Annotated in this window: 12 protein-coding genes; 8 read left to right on the top strand and 4 right to left on the bottom strand. The window is 65.1% G+C overall.

What is annotated here, in order from left to right:
- Window positions 1-78 precede the first annotated feature (78 nt).
- From BO1_RS28620 to BO1_RS28630, 3 genes are read right to left on the bottom strand one after another with little or no spacing between them, the layout of a single operon-like run.
- On the bottom strand, window positions 79-1,032 hold the full coding sequence (locus BO1_RS28620) for an NAD-dependent epimerase/dehydratase family protein (protein ID WP_028220489.1): 954 nt from the start codon (window positions 1,030-1,032) through the stop codon (window positions 79-81).
- Window positions 1,019-2,062, bottom strand: a complete 1,044-nt coding sequence (gene gmd, locus BO1_RS28625) for a GDP-mannose 4,6-dehydratase (RefSeq protein WP_028220490.1) — start codon at window positions 2,060-2,062, stop codon at window positions 1,019-1,021. Before gmd ends, BO1_RS28620 begins: the two co-directional genes overlap by 14 nt.
- Window positions 2,063-2,121: 59 nt before the next feature.
- Window positions 2,122-3,207, bottom strand: a complete 1,086-nt coding sequence (locus tag BO1_RS28630) for an acyltransferase family protein (RefSeq protein ID WP_028220491.1) — start codon at window positions 3,205-3,207, stop codon at window positions 2,122-2,124.
- Between the two features lie 80 nt (window positions 3,208-3,287).
- Between BO1_RS28630 and BO1_RS59490 the strand changes: the two genes are divergently transcribed.
- From BO1_RS59490 to BO1_RS28650, 4 genes are all read left to right on the top strand, one after another.
- Window positions 3,288-3,506: a hypothetical protein gene (locus tag BO1_RS59490; protein WP_156992432.1), complete on the top strand. Its 219-nt coding sequence runs from the start codon at window positions 3,288-3,290 to the stop codon at window positions 3,504-3,506.
- Window positions 3,507-3,592: 86 nt separating this feature from the next.
- Complete coding sequence (locus BO1_RS28640) at window positions 3,593-5,797, top strand: NHL repeat-containing protein (RefSeq protein WP_028220492.1); 2,205 nt, start codon at window positions 3,593-3,595, stop codon at window positions 5,795-5,797.
- Window positions 5,798-5,899: 102 nt separating this feature from the next.
- Window positions 5,900-7,366 (top strand): flippase, encoded by a 1,467-nt coding sequence (locus BO1_RS28645; protein WP_028220493.1) that lies wholly within the window; start codon window positions 5,900-5,902, stop codon window positions 7,364-7,366.
- Entirely contained in the window at window positions 7,363-9,921 is a 2,559-nt protein-coding gene (locus BO1_RS28650) for a glycosyltransferase family 4 protein (protein ID WP_028220494.1), read from the top strand. Before BO1_RS28645 ends, BO1_RS28650 begins: the two co-directional genes overlap by 4 nt.
- A gap of 204 nt (window positions 9,922-10,125) precedes the next feature.
- Here BO1_RS28650 and BO1_RS28655 read toward each other — a convergent pair whose 3' ends face one another.
- Entirely contained in the window at window positions 10,126-11,286 is a 1,161-nt protein-coding gene (locus tag BO1_RS28655) for an acyltransferase family protein (RefSeq protein WP_028220495.1), read from the bottom strand.
- Between the two features lie 245 nt (window positions 11,287-11,531).
- Here BO1_RS28655 and BO1_RS60320 point away from each other — a divergent pair, with 245 nt between their 5' ends.
- From BO1_RS60320 to BO1_RS53115, 4 genes are all read left to right on the top strand, one after another.
- Window positions 11,532-11,675: a hypothetical protein gene (locus BO1_RS60320; RefSeq protein WP_167338402.1), complete on the top strand. Its 144-nt coding sequence runs from the start codon at window positions 11,532-11,534 to the stop codon at window positions 11,673-11,675.
- A 315-nt stretch (window positions 11,676-11,990) separates the two neighbouring features.
- A complete protein-coding gene (gene galU, locus BO1_RS28665; RefSeq protein ID WP_028220496.1) occupies window positions 11,991-12,881 on the top strand; it encodes a UTP--glucose-1-phosphate uridylyltransferase GalU in 891 nt (296 codons plus the stop codon).
- A 289-nt stretch (window positions 12,882-13,170) separates the two neighbouring features.
- Complete coding sequence (locus tag BO1_RS28670) at window positions 13,171-14,820, top strand: S53 family peptidase (RefSeq protein WP_028220497.1); 1,650 nt, start codon at window positions 13,171-13,173, stop codon at window positions 14,818-14,820.
- 124 nt (window positions 14,821-14,944) lie between these two features.
- Complete coding sequence (locus tag BO1_RS53115) at window positions 14,945-16,591, top strand: S10 family peptidase (protein ID WP_043286978.1); 1,647 nt, start codon at window positions 14,945-14,947, stop codon at window positions 16,589-16,591.
- Window positions 16,592-16,669: the final 78 nt, after the last annotated feature.

Genomic DNA, 16,669 nt, shown 5'->3' on the forward strand with positions numbered 1-16,669 from the left:
AAAAGCGCGAAAAGCGCGAAAAGCGCGAAAAGCGCGAAAGGCACGCACAGCACGGCAACTGCACAAGGCGCACCAGCCTTAGCCACCCTGTACCCGCTTGCGGGCCTCATCATACATCCACCGCAGTGTCGCCTCGATAGGCGTGCAAACCGACTCCCCAACAATCGACCGCAGCTTCGCGTTCGAGCCCACAAGATGGCGCACTTCATTAGCGCGCACGAACCGCTGATCGACCTTCACCTCGATCTCATACCCAGCGATACCCGAAAGCATATCGAGCACTTCACCGAGCGTCCAGCCGGTGCCCGAGCAGACATTGACCGTTTCGCCGCGCGGCGCTGCCGCGATAAGCCTGGCATAGGCATCCACCACATCGCGCACATCGGAGAAGTCGCGGCTCACTTCGGTGTTGCCGAGCGAGATCGTCCGGTCGCCACGCGCATAGTGCTCAACGATCTTGGGCAGCAGAAAGTCAGTGCTCTGACCCACGCCCGTATAGTTGAACGGCCGTGCGATCACGATAGGCAGTTGCGCGTTCCAGCACTTCGCGAGATATTCCATCGCGAGCTTGCTCACTGCGTAATCGTTCGCCGGCTGCGGGGCCACCGCTTCGTCGATGACGCCGGGTGTCGCGTTGCCGTAGACGTTGGCGCTGCTCGCGAGCAGCACGGCGCGCGGGACATGACGCTGGCGTGCGAGCGCGTCGAGCAGGTTGCGCGTGCCGACTACGTTGACGATGTAGGTGCGGGAAACGTCGCCGTTGGCGACGTTCGCCACTGCCGCGAGATGCACGACCACATCGGGTCGCACCGTTTCCACAGCGTGCGCGAGCGCTTGCGTGTCTAGCAGGTCGGCGGCGATCGTGGCGATGCCGCCCGGCACGCCATCTTCGCCCACGGACTCGCCGGGGCGCACGGTGCCCCAGACCTGATAGCCGTCCGCGGCGAGACGCGCGGCCATGTAGCGGCCCGTAAAGCCGCCCTCGCCGGTGATGAGCGCGCGTGGCGCGCGCGTAGCTTCAGAATGTGTCATGTCGCTCGTTGCGTGCGAGGTCGGCCGTGACCATCATCTGGCAGAGTTGCTCGAGCGAGGTCTGCGGCTCCCAGCCGAGCTTGCTGCGCGCCTTGTCCGCGTCGCCGATCAGCAGATCGACTTCGGCGGGCCGGTAAAAGCGCGGGCTCACGCGCACCAGCGTGCGGCCCGTCGCAATGTCGACAGCGGTCTCGCGCTCGGCACGGCCCGACCATTCGAGCTGGAAGCCGGCCGCGGCGAAAGCCATCGTCACGAAATCGCGTACGGTTTCGGTGCGGCCCGTGGCGAGCACGTAGGTGTCCGGATCGTCAACCTGCAGCATGCGCCACATGCCTTCCACGTATTCGGAGGCGTAGCCCCAGTCGCGCTTGGCATCCATGTTGCCGAGCTCGAGCACGCTCTGCTTGCCGAGCTTGATCTTCGCGACCGCGTCGGTGATCTTGCGCGTGACAAACTCGCGGCCACGCAACGGCGACTCGTGATTGAAGAGAATGCCGCTGGTCGCGAAGATGTCGTAAGACTCGCGGTAGTTGACCGTGGACCAGTGCGCGAACAGCTTGGCAATGCCGTACGGGCTGCGCGGGTAGAAGGGCGTGTCCTCGCGCTGCGGCACGGCCTGGACCTTGCCGAACATTTCGGAGGTCGATGCCTGGTAGTAGCGCGTGCGCGGGTTGACGACGCGAATGGCCTCGAGCAGATTCAGCGCGCCGATGCCGGTCACTTCGGCCGTGGTCACAGGCTGATCGAAGGACACGCCCACGAAGCTTTGCGCGGCGAGGTTGTAGACCTCGCTTGCCTGCGAGCGCTCGAGCAGGCGCAGGGTCGAGCCCGCGTCGGTGAGATCGTGCTCGACGAGTTCGAGCGAGGGATGATCCGTGACGCCGAGTTCGTTCATGCGCCAGAAGTTGACCGAGCTGGTGCGCCGGTAGGTGCCGACCACCTGATAGCCCTTGTCGAGCAGCAGCTTGGTCAGATACGCGCCGTCCTGGCCGGATACGCCGGTGATGATCGCTTTGCGTCGTTCGTTCATGTGTCAGTACCTTTGAAGTAGCGAACGTGGATTCGGAACCTGTTTATCGGGTTTGAGATTCAGGACTGCGAGGTGGTGGCGCTCACGCGGGCGCGCACGGTGGCTTCCGCAGACAGGTGCCGGCGGCTCGGCCCACGCGTGAGGCGCTTTTCGATGAGGAACCAGCTTGCGCTCGCATAGACAAGCGTGATGGAGAGCGCGATTGCGGCGCTCACCGGGCGGCTGAAGTGGAGCGGCCACACCGCATAGAGAATCGTGAGGTGAATCAGGTAGATCGTGTAGCTGATGGTGCCGATGTAGACCAGCACCGGGTTGCAAAGCAGGCGTTTGATGAAGCCCTTCGATTGCAGCGCGATGACGACGATCGACGTGCAGAACACGAGCGAGACGCTGTAGAGCAGGGCGTTCGAGAGCGGCGTGTTGGCGGCGCGAAAGCGCGGGTAATGCAGGTGCAGCCACGCGAGTACGGCGAGCATGGCGAAGAACAGAATCGCGGCGGGCACCTTGAAGGGCTCGAGCGCATTGCGGTCGCGCCGCACGAGCACGGCAAGCAGCGCGCCGGAGGCGAGCAGGTCCATGCGGAACGGCGTGAGGTAGTAAATGGGCCAGAAGGAATCGAACCACGGCGTCGCGACGGCGCGCAGCACGGGCACGATGAAAACGAGCGCCGCGGCCACGACGGCGAGCGCGCGTTCGGGCAGCAGCAGCACCACGAAGGGCCAGAAGATATAGAACTGCTCTTCGACGGCGAGCGACCAGAGGATGTTCAGGCTGTCGTGACCGCTCTGGTTCAGCGCGTCGCCAATATTGGTCGCGAAGAACGCGTACCACGGCCAGTAGTGTGCCCAGCCGAAACCGAACAGCAGCGACGAGACGATCATCAGCAGAATGTACGGCGGCAGGATGCGGCGCACGCGGCGCGCGTAGAAGTAGCTGAAATACGATTGCCCGCGCGCCTTGCGCTCGAGCAGGATGCCGGTGATCAGAAAGCCGCTCAGCACGAAGAACAGGTCGACGCCCATCCACAGCGGTGCTTTCAGTGCGTGCTGCGCGAACACAGCGAGCACGGCGAAGGCGCGCAGGCCGTCGAGCTGGACGATGCGGTGGGAATGTTGCGGCGGGCTGGCGAGGCTGTTTACGGTCATCGGCTATCCGGTTGTTTCATGCATGCACAGGCCGGTTCATTCTAGAAAGAATTAAATGGTCAAAAAGCCGAAATATATTGGTGGGCGATTTTGAAAATGAAAGCGATTTGATTAGCCGGAATATGGGCGTCAGTATCGTGGCGATTTCGTTGCAGTTTCGTTTCGGGAATCGGGACAAGTTCGCGCTGGGGCCGCGTCGCGGGCCTTCGCGCGGCACGCGGCGATTTATTTCGCATGTGCGCCGGCAGGCACCGCGAATACTGAATTTTTTTGAATTATTTTCGCTTTTTGTGCTGTGATTTTTCTTCGTGAATGTACGGCATGATCCAGACGGATTCAACCGACCGGAGGAATTGCTTTGCCGTTTCCGATTCCCGACCGCCGTATGCGCAGGACGCTGGCGCTCGCTGCACTCAGTGCGTTCGTCTGCACCTCTTCGGTTCAGACCCTCGCCGCGCCGCAACTCAATGTAACGACATCGTGGATCGGCAACACGTACGGCAATGGCCAGGGTACGTGGACTCAGATCAACATCACCGCCATCGCCGTGACGCCCGATGGCAAGGTCTACACGGACGCGCCCTGGGATGAAAGCGGTGCGGAGATCAGCGCGTATCAAAACGGCAAGGTGCTCGGCTTTGCCGGCGGCACGCATGGCTGGGGCGGATACGGCGGCAACGCCGTGGCCGTGAACCACCGCTATCTGTATGCGGCCGTGGCCGTGGGCAACGAAAGGGGCCACCTGGTCGGCCCCGGTATCTGGCCCGAGAAGGGGCGCCAGTGGTACGGGGTCACGCGCAGGCCGATTGACGATCCCAAGCGCGCCGCGGCCTTCCAGGCCGCACCCGATCCGCTCAATCCACACGCGCAGCTTGCAAGCGCATTTCTCAAGGTCTCCGACGTGCCGGCCGTCGCCCATCCCGACCCTGCTATACACGTCGCCGATGTGGGCGGTCTCGCGGCAACCGATTCGCTGCTCTACGTGAGCAACACGATGGCGAACCGTATCGAGATCTATGACGCGAACTCGATGCAGCGCAAGTCGCAATTCGACGTGCACGAGCCGGGCAAGATCGCGGTGGCGGGAGACGGCTCGCTGTGGGTGGTCACGGGCAGCGTGACCGATCAGACGCCGCGCATCGCGCACTATTCGGCGGATGGCAAGCCGCTCTCCAGCACGATCGAGCTGCCTGCCGACTCGGTGCCCGTGGACGTGGCCGTGGATCCCCAGCAGCGCGTGCTGGTGGCCGACAACGGCCCGCGCCAGCAGATCCTCATCTATTCGCACGAGGGTGGCGGCTACAAGGAGAGCGGCACGCTCGGCGAACGTGGCGGCATCTTCTCCGGCGACGCGGGCCGGCCGGGACCGGGCCGCTTCAACGGCCTGACCGGCGTGGGCACGGACGCGAAGGGCAACATCTACGTGTCGACCAACGGCATCGGACCGCGCCAGGGCACGATCGGTGCCGGGCTGGGCGCCACGCTCGAAAGCTATTCGCCCGACGGCAAGCGCTTGTGGAACGTGGAAGGGCTGCTGTTCGTGGACGGAGCATGGGTGGACCCTTCGCGGCCCAATAGCGTCTACACCGGCAACAAGCGCTTCGAACTCGATCTTTCGAAGCCGCCGGGGCAGGACTGGAAATATGTAGGGTTCCTCTCCAATCGATTCAAGTATCCGCAGGACCCCGTGTTCAACGGCGACATGTGGCCGGGCCTGCCCACCGCGCGCGAGCTGAACGGCCACACGTTCCTCTATCTCACCGACATGTATGCGGATCACCTGAAGATCTACCGCTTCGATTCGCAGCGCGACGGCGAGACCGCCATTCCCTCGGGCTTCATCGCGGGGCGTGCGCGGCCCGTGGAGCACGTCCCGAACGCGCCGCCGGGCGGCGACTGGATCTGGCGCGACTCGAACGGCAACGGCGCGTTCGATGCCGGCGAATTCGCGAAGTATCCGGGACCGGGCCATCTGGCCGGCGGCTGGGGCTGGTGGATCGACACACGCGGCGACATCTGGCGCGCGCGCGACAACAAGGGCATCACGCGTTTCCGCTTCGGCGGCCTCGATGCGAAGGGCAACCCGATCTACTCGTACGACAAGATGGACCAGTACGCGATGCCCGCGCCCTTTACCGAGGTGCACCGCGCGATCTACGAGCCGAAGACCGACACGCTTTACGTGGCGGGCTATACCGCGGACTCGCCACACGATCCAGGCTTCGTGAAGGAAGCGGGCCGTGTGCTCGTGCGTTACGACAAGTGGTCGAGCGGCAACCCGCAGCAGCGCTATCTGCTGCAACTGCCCTGGGACCCCAAGGCGAAGCCGCCGGTCACGCCGGCGGGCGTCACCGTGGAAGGGCAGTACCTGTTCGTGGTCGAGCCCGCGGGCAACGTCCACGTGTACGACAAGGACAGCGCGAAGGAGATCGGCACGTTCGGTCCAGGCGCGGAAGTCGGCAATACCTCGGGCTGGGTGGACGTGCCCTTCGGCATTACCGCACATCGTCAGCCCAACGGCGAATACCTGATCTTCGTTGAAGAAGACGCGCGCGGCAAAGTGATGATGTACCGCTGGAAGCCGGCTTGAGAGTCCGACTGAGGGGCTCATCGAGGACCCAACCGAGGACCCAGCCGAAGGGCCGACTGAGGCCCGCATTCCCAAGCCGCGCCGCACGCTACCGGAACACATATGGATAAAGGCATACTGCGCAACGTCGCGATCAATCTGTTTGGCCTCGTGCTGCCGACCTTCGTGTCGCTGGTCACGGTGCCGCCGTACATCAAGATGCTCGGCGTCGACCGCTATGGCGTGATCGCGCTCGTGTGGACGCTGATCGGCTATTTCAGCGTGCTCGATCTGGGCATGAGCATGGCCGCGCAGAACCAGATTTCGAAGGCCTATGCGTCGAAGGATGCCGAAGCCTGCGAGCGCGTGTTCTGGAGCGCGTTCTGGCTGAACTTCATCACGGGCGCGATCGGCGGCCTCTTGATTTATTCAGGCGGCGCGCTCTATACGGCGTACTTCACGCACGTGAGCGCCGAACTGCGCCACGAGGTCTATCTCGCGCTGCCGTGGCTCGCGGTGGCGATTCCCATTGCCAACGTCTCGTGGGTGTTCGCCGGCGCGATCAACGGCGCGGAGCGCTTTGGCATCTACAACACGAATCAGACGCTCGGCACGTTCCTGTTCCAGTTGCTGCCGCTCGGTGCCGCATGGGCGATTGCGCCGAACCTGCAGACCGTGATTGCCGCCGCCGTGTTCGCGCGCCTGCTGGCGGGCCTGCTGCTCGGGCGCGCCGCGCTGCGCGTGCTCGGCATCAAGCAGGTACGCGGGCCGCGCTTCGACACGTCGAAGGCGCTGTTCAATTTCGGCGGCTGGATGCTGGTTGCCAGCGTCTCCACGATGGTCGCCGATTCGCTCGACCGCATGATGCTGGGCGCGGGCCTGGGCGCGCGCTTCGTCACCTATTACACGGTGCCGCAGAACCTCGTGACGCGCCTGAACATGGTACCCAACGCGCTCGTGCGCACGCTGTTCCCGCGGCTTTCCTCGCTGCATCGTGAACATGCGGACGAAATAGCGGCGCAGTCGCTGCAGTTTCTCAACGCGGTATTCACGCCGGTGGCCATTGGCGCGATCGTGGTGCTCGAGCCCTTCCTGCGTGCGTGGGTGGGCCCCGAGATCGCCGGGCACGGCGCACCGGTTGGGCGCTTCCTGATCATCGCCGTATGGCTGATCGGGCAGGCCGGTGTCACGCGCATCCTGATCCAGTCGCAGAACAATCCCGCCGCCGCCGCGCGCGTGGGCCTCGTCGAGCTGCCGCTCTACGCCGGCTTGCTGTGGCTGGGCATTTCGCGCTTCGGCCTGCCTGGCGCCGCTGCGGCGGTGCTGTTCCGCGCGCTCTTCGACTATGTCGTGCTCTTGTGGCTCTCGCGCATTCACAGCCGCACGATCGCGGTCGACATGTTCGCACACCTGAGTTTTCTCGCTGCCGCGCTTGCCATTGCGTGGTGGCTGCCCGATGCGATCTATGCGATCGGCGCGGGCGTCGTGCTGGCGCTGGCCAATTGCGTGTGGTCCGTTGCGACCACGCCCATGCTGCGCGGCTACGCCCGTTCCCTTCTGTTTCGTCTGAACCTACGGAAAAGCGCATGAGTCACGAACTGATCGACGAAGTGGCGCCGTCCGAAAGCGCCGCCGCGCCCGCCCAACGGCGCGATACCCACACCCATGCCCGCGGCGAGTCCAGCGTGACCGTATTGCGGCCGCACCAGGAAGCGCGCCCGCAGCACCTCGAGCGACCCACGCGCGCCGCCAACCGCAAGCCGCGCGTGGCCATCGTGCATGACTGGCTCGTCACCTATGCGGGCGCCGAGCGCGTGCTCGAGCAGATCATCGACTGCTTCCCCGACGCGGATCTGTTCTCGGTGGTCGATTTCGTCGAGGACAAGGACCGCAAGTTCCTGCGCGGCAAGCGCGCGACGACCTCGTTCATCCAGCGCCTGCCGAAGGCGCGCACGAAGTACCGCGCGTATCTGCCGTTCATGCCGCTCGCCATCGAGCAGCTCGACGTTTCGGGCTACGACGTGGTGATTTCGAGCTCGCATGCGGTGGCCAAGGGCGTGCTGACCGGCCCCGACCAGTTTCACATCAGCTACGTGCATTCGCCGATCCGCTACGCGTGGGATCTCCAGCATCAGTACCTTCAGGAGTCGCAGCTCACGCAGGGGCCGAAGTCGATGCTCGCGCGGCTGATTCTCCACTACATCCGCAACTGGGACGTGCGTACGGCCAACTCGGTCGACCAGTTCGTGGCAAATTCGTCGTTCATCGCGCGGCGCATTCACAAGGTGTATCAGCGCGAGGCCGAGGTGGTGTATCCGCCTGTCGACGTCGACGCGTTCGAGCTCGAGACGCAAAAGGAAGACTTCTATCTGACCGCTTCGCGGCTCGTGCCGTACAAGAAGATCGACCTCATCGTCGAGGCGTTCTCGCGCATGCCGGAGAAGCGCCTCGTCGTGATCGGTGACGGTCCCGACATGCAGAAGGTGCGCGCGAAGGCGAGCCCGAATGTCGAGGTGATGGGCTATCAGCCGTTTTCGGTGCTGCACGATCGCATGCGCCGTGCGAAGGCCTTCGTGTTCGCGGCCGAAGAGGACTTCGGCATTTCGGTCGTGGAAGCGCAGGCGTGCGGCACGCCCGTGATCGCCTACGGCAAGGGCGGTGCGCTAGAAACCGTGCGCGACTCGGGCTCGCAGCCCACGGGGCTGTTCTTCGAGGAGCAGCGTGCCGAGTCCATCATCGCGGCGGTCGAGTCGTTCGAGCGCGATCCGGGGCGTTTTCGCGCCGAGGATTGCCGCGCCAACGCGGAGCGTTTTTCCGCGGCGCACTTCCGCGAGCAGTTCTTCGCGCGCGTGGCGCGGGCCGTGCCGGCCATCGCCGAGGCGGGGCTGCAGCGCGACAGCGCACCTGAGGCGCGCGCGGGCGACGATGACGAAGGCGGGCGAGCGGCGACGCAAGACACGGCACAAGAAGCCCCGCAAGACGCGCCTCGTGTGCTGGCGATCGACCAGAGCGGCATGCTGGGCGGTGCGGAGCTTTCGCTGCTGGAAGTCGTGAAGGGTCTGCGCGCGCGCATCGAGGTGCTGCTGTTCAACGACGGGCCGTTTCGCGAGGCGCTCGACGCCGCGGGCGCCCGCGTGGACGTGCTCGACTCGGGCGCGTTGCGCAACGTGCGCCGTGACGGCGGCGCCGTGCCCAAGCTCGGCGTGCTCGCGGGCATTGCCGCGCTCGTGCGCGAGACGCGCCGCCGTGCACGCGGCGCCGACGTGCTCTACGCCAATACGCAGCGCGCGATGGTGATCGGCGTGCTGGCAGGCAAGCTCGCGCGCAAGCCGGTGGTCTGGCATCTGCGCGACATCGTGAGCGACGAGCATTTCGGGCGCGTGCAGCGCGCCGTCATCAAGGGTTGCGCGAAACTCGGCCTTGCGCACGTGATTGCGAACTCGCACGCTTCGGCGCAGGTGTTTGCCGATCTCACGAAGTTCGACGCGCGGCGCATCGACGTCGTGCACAACGGCGTGGACGAGTCGCCGTTCCGCGCGCTCGCCCGCGTGCCGCAGGCGCAACTGCGCGCGCAGATCGGCCTGCCGCAGGACGCGTTTCTGGTTGGCGCATTCAGCCGCCTCGCGCGCTGGAAAGGCCAGCACGTGCTGCTCGAAGCGCTCTTGCTCGAGCCGCGCGCGCATGCGGTGTTCGTCGGCGCGCCGCTGTTCGGCGAAGATGCCTATGCGCAGGAACTGCGCGATTTCGTTGCCGCGCGGGGTCTCGCGGACCGTGTCCATTTCCTCGGCTTCCGCCACGACATTGCGGCCTGCATGCGCGCGATGGACGTGGTCGCGCATACCTCCATCACGCCGGAGCCGTTCGGCCGCGTCGTAGTGGAGGGCATGCTCGCGCAGCGGCCCGTGGTGGCCTCGCGCGACGGCGGCGTGAAAGAGATCGTCGAGCACGGCAAGAGCGGGCTGCTCTGCACGCCGGGCGACGCGCAGGAGCTCGCGAAGACGCTTGCCGCGCTCTGCGATGACGCGGCGCTGCGCGAGCGTCTCGCGCAAAACGGGCTTGCAGTGGCGCGCGAGCGCTTCGGCAAGGAGCAGTACGTGGAGGCGGTCGGGCGCGTGCTGGATGGCGTCGTGACGCGCGCGCGATAGAGCCTCAGGGAGAAGCGAGGGGCCGTCGAATCCGGGCGGCGAGGGCGGGGCCGTGTGAGAGCGGCCCCGCTATTTTTTCGCGTGTAGCGCGCCACTTTTGGAGGAAGCGCGCTCGCCTGGGAAGACCCGATTGAAAAGGGCCGCTATAGCTTTGGCTATAGCGGCCCGTCTTCACGAAACATCGACGCGCAATCTAAACGTTCATCAAGCAGCCCGCTTGCGCAGGCGTGCAGCGACGTTGAGCGCCGGCAGCTCGAAGAGGCGATAGAAGACCCACGCGACCGGCAGCACGGCGAGCGTGAAGCCGAACGAAGGCCAGATCGAGGTCTGCAGGGCCGAGCGGAACAGCAGCGAGCCGAGCAGCACGAAGAGCGGCAGATGGATCAGGTAGAGCGAATAGCTGAAGGCGCCGAGCTTCGAAAACGCCTGCATGAGCACACCGCCGGTTGCGGCCGGCTGCGCGAGCGCCTTCACGAGATAGCAGGCGAAGGCGCAGGCCCAGAGCTGGAATGCGCCGTACTGGCCGAAGTGGAACGCCACGCAGCCCGCCACCGCGAAGAGCGCCGCGGCCACGTAAGCGAAACGGAAGCCTGCCGCGCCGCGCAGGCGCGCTTCCGCAATCCACGCGCCGAGCATCCATGAGAACCAGTACGACGTGAAGACAACGATCTCGTGCCGCGCGAGCGTGAGCGCCGAAATCACGTTGATGGCGGCGATGCCAGCCAGCACCGCGTTGAATCCGACGCGGCGGCGCACGGCGAACAGCAGGGGATAGAGCAGGTAGAACTGCACTTCGAGCGAGAGCGTCCACAGCGCGCCGTTGGAGCCGTAGGTCGGGCCCGCCACGCCTTGCAGCGAGAGCAGGTTGACGAGGAACGCGTGCGGCCCGATGTCGAGAATCTTGTGGCTCACGGGCGTCATCGTGAGGCTGAACGAATCGGCCACGAAGGTGAGCACGAGCGCGGCGAGCAGCACGGGGTAGATCCGCACGAAGCGGCGCAGCCAGAACTGCCCGGCATCGAGCTGGAAATCGGGGTTCTTCAAGAGGCGCGCCGCGCCGCTGCGGTGAATGCAATAGCCGCTGATGACGAAAAAGATCGGCACGCCGGCGGAGCCCCACGCAACGGGCAGCGTGAGCCACGCGGCGATCGTGCCGGGGCTCGCGAGGCTCGCGTGGGCCTGATGGAAGGCGCCCATGCCGATCCAGGTGACCTGGCGGCAATGGAAATACGCCACCAGCAGGGCGGCGAAGCCGCGCAGCGCATCGATCAGGTGATCGCTGGCGACGGCACCGGCAGGCCGCGCCACGGCGGCGGGCAGGGTAGTGGCTGGCGGCAGGACGGTTTCGAGTGCGGGATCGCTCATTGGGGCGTGGCGTGCGTGATGGTGGGAGGCTACCCGGCGATCATAGGGGGCCTCGCGCGAGGAAATTATGCAAAAGTTTTTCAAAAAATATTCATGGCGCTTATTCGGCTTCACTCGGGCCGCATACGAAAAATCCATAGCCGAATCGAAATCGAGAAATAAAACCTTGTAACGAGAAAGCGATTTATTTGTGTGATTTTAAATGCTAATTTGATGGGGATCGCCTAAGGTCGATGGAGATTTCGATGAACCTGCATTTGCTGGCCGGCATTGCCGTGCTGTTGATTCTCGTCGCGGTGTCGGCGTATCGCGAGGCGCTGCGAAACGAGCCTATCCGGCGTTCGCGCACGCAAACGAGTAGCTTGCCGCCCGCCGACGAAGTCGAGTAAACTGCGCGGTCATGCAATATCTGCCATTGCGCCGCGATTGCAAGCCAGCTTGAAATTTGCTTGCTTGACGATCGAAACCGGATCAGGAAATTCATGCCGATTATTCGGGGCGCATGGCAATCAATCAGGCAATAATTGCCGCTGGTCTGCTTGACCGTCGCATTCGGAATTTCGTCTCTTTTTTTAGTGGTGGACGGACCCGACCCTTTTGAACACAAAAACTGCCCAGCAGAAAGACCCAACAGAACCCTCGGGGACGCCGGCTTGCCTTGCTGCGAGACCGTTACTCAAACGATCGAACTGGGAATGAACATCATGCTCAAAGTTACCAAAGCGGTATTTCCTGTTGCGGGCCTCGGTACGCGCTTCTTGCCCGCCACCAAGGCCAGCCCCAAGGAAATGCTGCCGATCGTCGACAAGCCGCTCATTCAGTACGCGGTGGAAGAGGCGATCGCTGCGGGAATCACCGAAATGATTTTCGTGACCGGCCGCAGCAAGCGCGCGATCGAAGATCATTTCGACAAATCGTACGAGATCGAAGCCGAGCTCGAAGCGCGCAACAAGCAGAAGCTGCTCGACCTCGTGCGCAGCATCAAGCCGAGCAACGTGGACTGCTTCTACGTGCGCCAGGCCGAAGCGCTGGGCCTCGGCCACGCGGTGATGTGCGCCGAAAAGCTCGTGGGCGGCGCGCCGTTCGCCGTCATTCTCGCCGACGACCTGCTCTATAGCCCCAAGCCGGTGATGAAGCAGCTCGTGGACACCTTCAACCACTATCACAGCTCGGTGGTGGGCGTGGAAGCGATCGCGCGCGAAAACAGCGCGTCGTACGGCATCGTGGACGGCCGCGAGTGGGAAGAGGATGTGTTCAAGCTCTCGGGCATCGTGGAAAAGCCCGCGCCGGAAGCCGCGCCGTCCAATCTCGGCGTGGTGGGCCGCTACGTGCTGATGCCCACGATCTTCAATCACCTGCGCGCGCTGAAGCCCGGCGCGGGTGGCGAGCTTCAGCTCACCGACGCGCTGCAATCGCTCCTCGCGGAAGAGCAGGTGCTCGCGTATCGCTACATGGGTACGCGCTTCGATTGCGGCAGCAAGATCGGCTATCTGAAGGCCACCGTCGAGTTCGCATTGCGCCACCCTGAAGTGAAGGACGAGTTCGAGGCCTATCTGCAGAACCACCTGCCGCAGGCATTGGCCGCGGCGGCCTGAAATTAGCGATCCTTATTGAAGCACGCTGTGCGCATGGGCGCCCAGCGTGCTTTTTCTTTTGGTGCCCACTTGCGCGGATTGCGTGCGGGCATGTGCGTTCGGCCAGCCCCGCGCGATGCGTGATGCATTGGCAGCGTCGGCATCATCGGCAGGGAAGTGCCGGCTGCGTGTGCCCGCGGGCCAGGCCGATGGCGCAAAGGCGTCGACGACTCGCTCGGCGCGTGGAACTCGCATAATCGGTTGTGTGTCCGAATGCGAACGACTACGTGCTCATCGAGGAGATCAGGCCATGATCAGGCGTCCCGTAGCAGGCAGTGAACACCCGGTGCCGACCGGCGCGCAGTGCGTCGGTGCGTGCGATCCCACGGAACATTTCAACGTCGTCGTGATCGTGCGGCGTCAGGCCGAGCCCGCGTTCCGCGAGCTGGTCGAGCGCATCGCGTCGGGCGCGCCCGGCGCGCATCCGATCTCGCGCGAGCAATACGACCAGCGCTTCGGTGCGGACGCCGCCGACATCGCGCGCGTGGAGGCGTTCGCGAAGGCGCACGGCCTGGCGGTCGTGAAGGCCGACCCCAGCGCGCGCCGCGTCGTGCTTTCGGGCACCGTGCAGCAGTACAACGCCGCATTCGGCGTGGACTTGCAGCGCTTCGAGCATCAGGTTGGCAAGCTCAAGCAGCACTTTCGCCAGCCCACTGGCCCCGTGCATCTGCCCGACGACCTGCACGGGATCGTCACCGCGGTCGTCGGCCTCGACAGCCGCGCCAAGGCGCGGGCGCATTTCCGCATCGATTCGACGGCGCTCGCGACAACCCCGGCGAAAAGCCCGCCGGTTGTCACGGCCACGGGCTCCGGCGGGGCCGTGCACGCGCCGATCCGCGCCGCGCGCGCGGTGAGCCGTTCATTCACGCCGCTGCAACTCGCCGCGCTCTACGATTTTCCGGCCGGCGACGGCCAGGGCCAATGCATCGCGCTGATCGAAATGGGCGGCGGCTACGCCCAGTCGGACCTCGATGCCTATTTCAGCGCGCTTGGCGTCTCGCCGCCGCGTGTGGAAGCCGTCTCGGTCGATCAGGCGACCAACGCGCCGAACGGCGACCCCAGTGGACCCGACGGCGAAGTCACGCTCGACGTGGAGATCGCCGGCGCGCTCGCGCCCGGGGCGCTGATCGCCGTCTACTTCGCGCCGAACAGCGAAGCCGGTTTCGTCGACGCCGTGAGCGCGGCGCTGCATGACAGCCAGCGCAAGCCATCGGTCATTTCGATCAGCTGGGGCGCGCCCGAATCGGTGTGGTCGCAGCAGACGCTGGGCGCGCTCAACGACGCGCTGCAGACCGCTGTGGCGCTGGGCGTGACGGTGTGCTGCGCGGCGGGCGACAGCGGCTCGTCGGACGGCGTGGGCGATGGCGCCGACCATGTCGACTTCCCCGCGTCCAGCCCCTATGCGCTCGGCTGCGGCGGCACGCAACTCAGCGCGGCAAACGGCAAGATCGCGCGTGAGACCGTGTGGAGCAGCGGCGAGAACGGCGCGACCGGCGGCGGCGTGAGCGCGACGTTCGCGCTGCCCGCGTGGCAGCAGGGCTTGAAGGCGGCGCGCAGCAGCGGCGCAGCGGTTGCGCTCGCGCAGCGCGGCGTGCCCGACGTGGCCGCCGACGCCGACCCGTCCACGGGCTACGAGGTGCACGTCGGCGGGACGGACACCGTGGTGGGCGGCACGAGCGCCGTCGCGCCGCTGTGGGCCGCGCTGATCGCGCGGATCAACGGGAGCAGCGGCAAGGCGGCGGGCTTCGTCAACGCGAAGCTCTATGCGCAGCCCGGCGCGTTCAACGACATCACGAGCGGCAACAACGGCGACTACGCGGCCGCGCCCGGCTGGGACGCCTGCACGGGGCTCGGCACGCCCGTGGGCACGAAGGTGGCAGCCGCGCTTGGCTCGGCGTAGCATCGGGGACCTGCGTGCCGCGTGACGGAACGCGGCGCGCATGCAAAAGTTTTCCTGGTTTCCCAAGCGAAACCGCGTTCCGGGCGATCGATATACCACGGCGTACCACGAGCAAGGAGACAAGATGAACGAAGAGGCTCAGACCAACGAAGGCACCGCAGCGGCAAGCGGCAACGGCAAGCACCGCAGCCCGAACGACCAGCCGTGCTTCGATCCCACCGCTTATGGCAACGGTCCCGACGACTTCGTGACCGACATGACCGAGAACGCCGCCATCACGCATCATGCGATCCAGATCGGCAGCGAGGTGATTGCCTATACAGCGACCGCGGGCCATCTCGTCACGGTCGACCCGAGCAGCTCGCAGCCCAACGCCAAGATCTTCTACGTGGCGTTCACGAAGGACGGCGTACAGGCCCAGGACCGTCCCGTCACGTTCTTCTATAACGGCGGCCCGGGTTCCTCCTCGGTGTTCGTGCTGCTCGGTTCGTTCGCGCCCAGGCGCATCAAGACCTCCATGCCGGGCTTCACGCCGCCCGCGCCCTATACGCTCGAAGACAACCCCGACAGCCTGCTCGACAAGAGCGATCTGGTCTTCATCAATCCGGTGGGAACGGGCTACTCGGCGGCCATCGCGCCGCATCACAACCGCGACTTCTGGGGCGTGGATCAGGACGCGGATTCGCTCAAGCAGTTCATCAAACGCTACCTGAGCGCCAACGACCGCTGGAATTCCCCGAAGTTTCTTTACGGAGAATCGTACGGCACGGCGCGCAGCTGCGTGCTCGCGTATCGCCTTCACGAAGACGGCGTGGACCTGAACGGCATCACCTTGCAGTCTTCGATTCTGGACTACACGCAAAGCGGCAATCCGGTTGGCGCGCTGCCCACGGCGGCGGCCGACGCGTGGTATCACCAGCGTTTGGGTGTGAAGCCGGCGCCCAAGGATCTGCAGACGTTCGCGGCTCAGGTAGCGCAGTTCGCGCGCACCGACTACCGGGTCGCGCTGGAAAAATTCCCCGATCCGAAAAATCCGGCGATCCCCGCTACGCTGAAGACACTTTCGGAATACACGGGTATCGACACGCAAACGCTGCAGGCCTGGGACCTCAACATCGCGGCCTACGACAGCCGCGGCAACTCGCTGTTCCTCACCACGCTGCTCAAGGACAAGGGCGTGGCGCTCGGCTCGTACGACGGCCGCGTGACCGCGATCGACACGGGCATTGCCGGCAACATCGATCCGAATTCCGGCGGCAACGACCCCACCATGACGGCGGTGAGCGGCGTGTACACGGCCATGTGGAACAGCTATCTGAACGAGACGCTCAAGTTCCGCACCAACTCGTCGTTCACGGACCTCAACGACCAGGCCTTCAAGAACTGGAACTTCAGTCACATCGACCCGACGGGCGCGCAAAAGGGCGTCGACGCGCAGGGCAATATCGTGCTCTACACGGCGGGCGACCTGGCCGCGGTGATGGCGCTGAATCCGGATTTGCGCGTGCTCTCCGCCAACGGCTACTACGATTTCGTCACGCCGTTCTACCAGACCGTGATCGATTTGCAGAAGATGCCGCTCGTGGACCAGAAAGTGCGCAACAACCTGAGCGCGCGCTTCTATCCATCGGGACACATGGTGTATCTCGACGGCGCCTCGCGCACCGCGCTCAAGGCCGATGTCGCGAAGCTCTACCAGACCGCGGTGGCCGACCGTCCGGCGGTCGCGCGCATCCGCGCGCTGCAGCGCATGAGCACGATGCACCACTGAGGGCGCCACGCCGCCTGGCGTGCAGCGGGTGCCGCGAGCGCAGCGGCGCGGCGTGATGCGCCGTCGTGCGCGGTGGTG

This window comes from Paraburkholderia oxyphila NBRC 105797, from assembly GCF_000685075.1.
Classification (GTDB): domain Bacteria; phylum Pseudomonadota; class Gammaproteobacteria; order Burkholderiales; family Burkholderiaceae; genus Paraburkholderia; species Paraburkholderia oxyphila.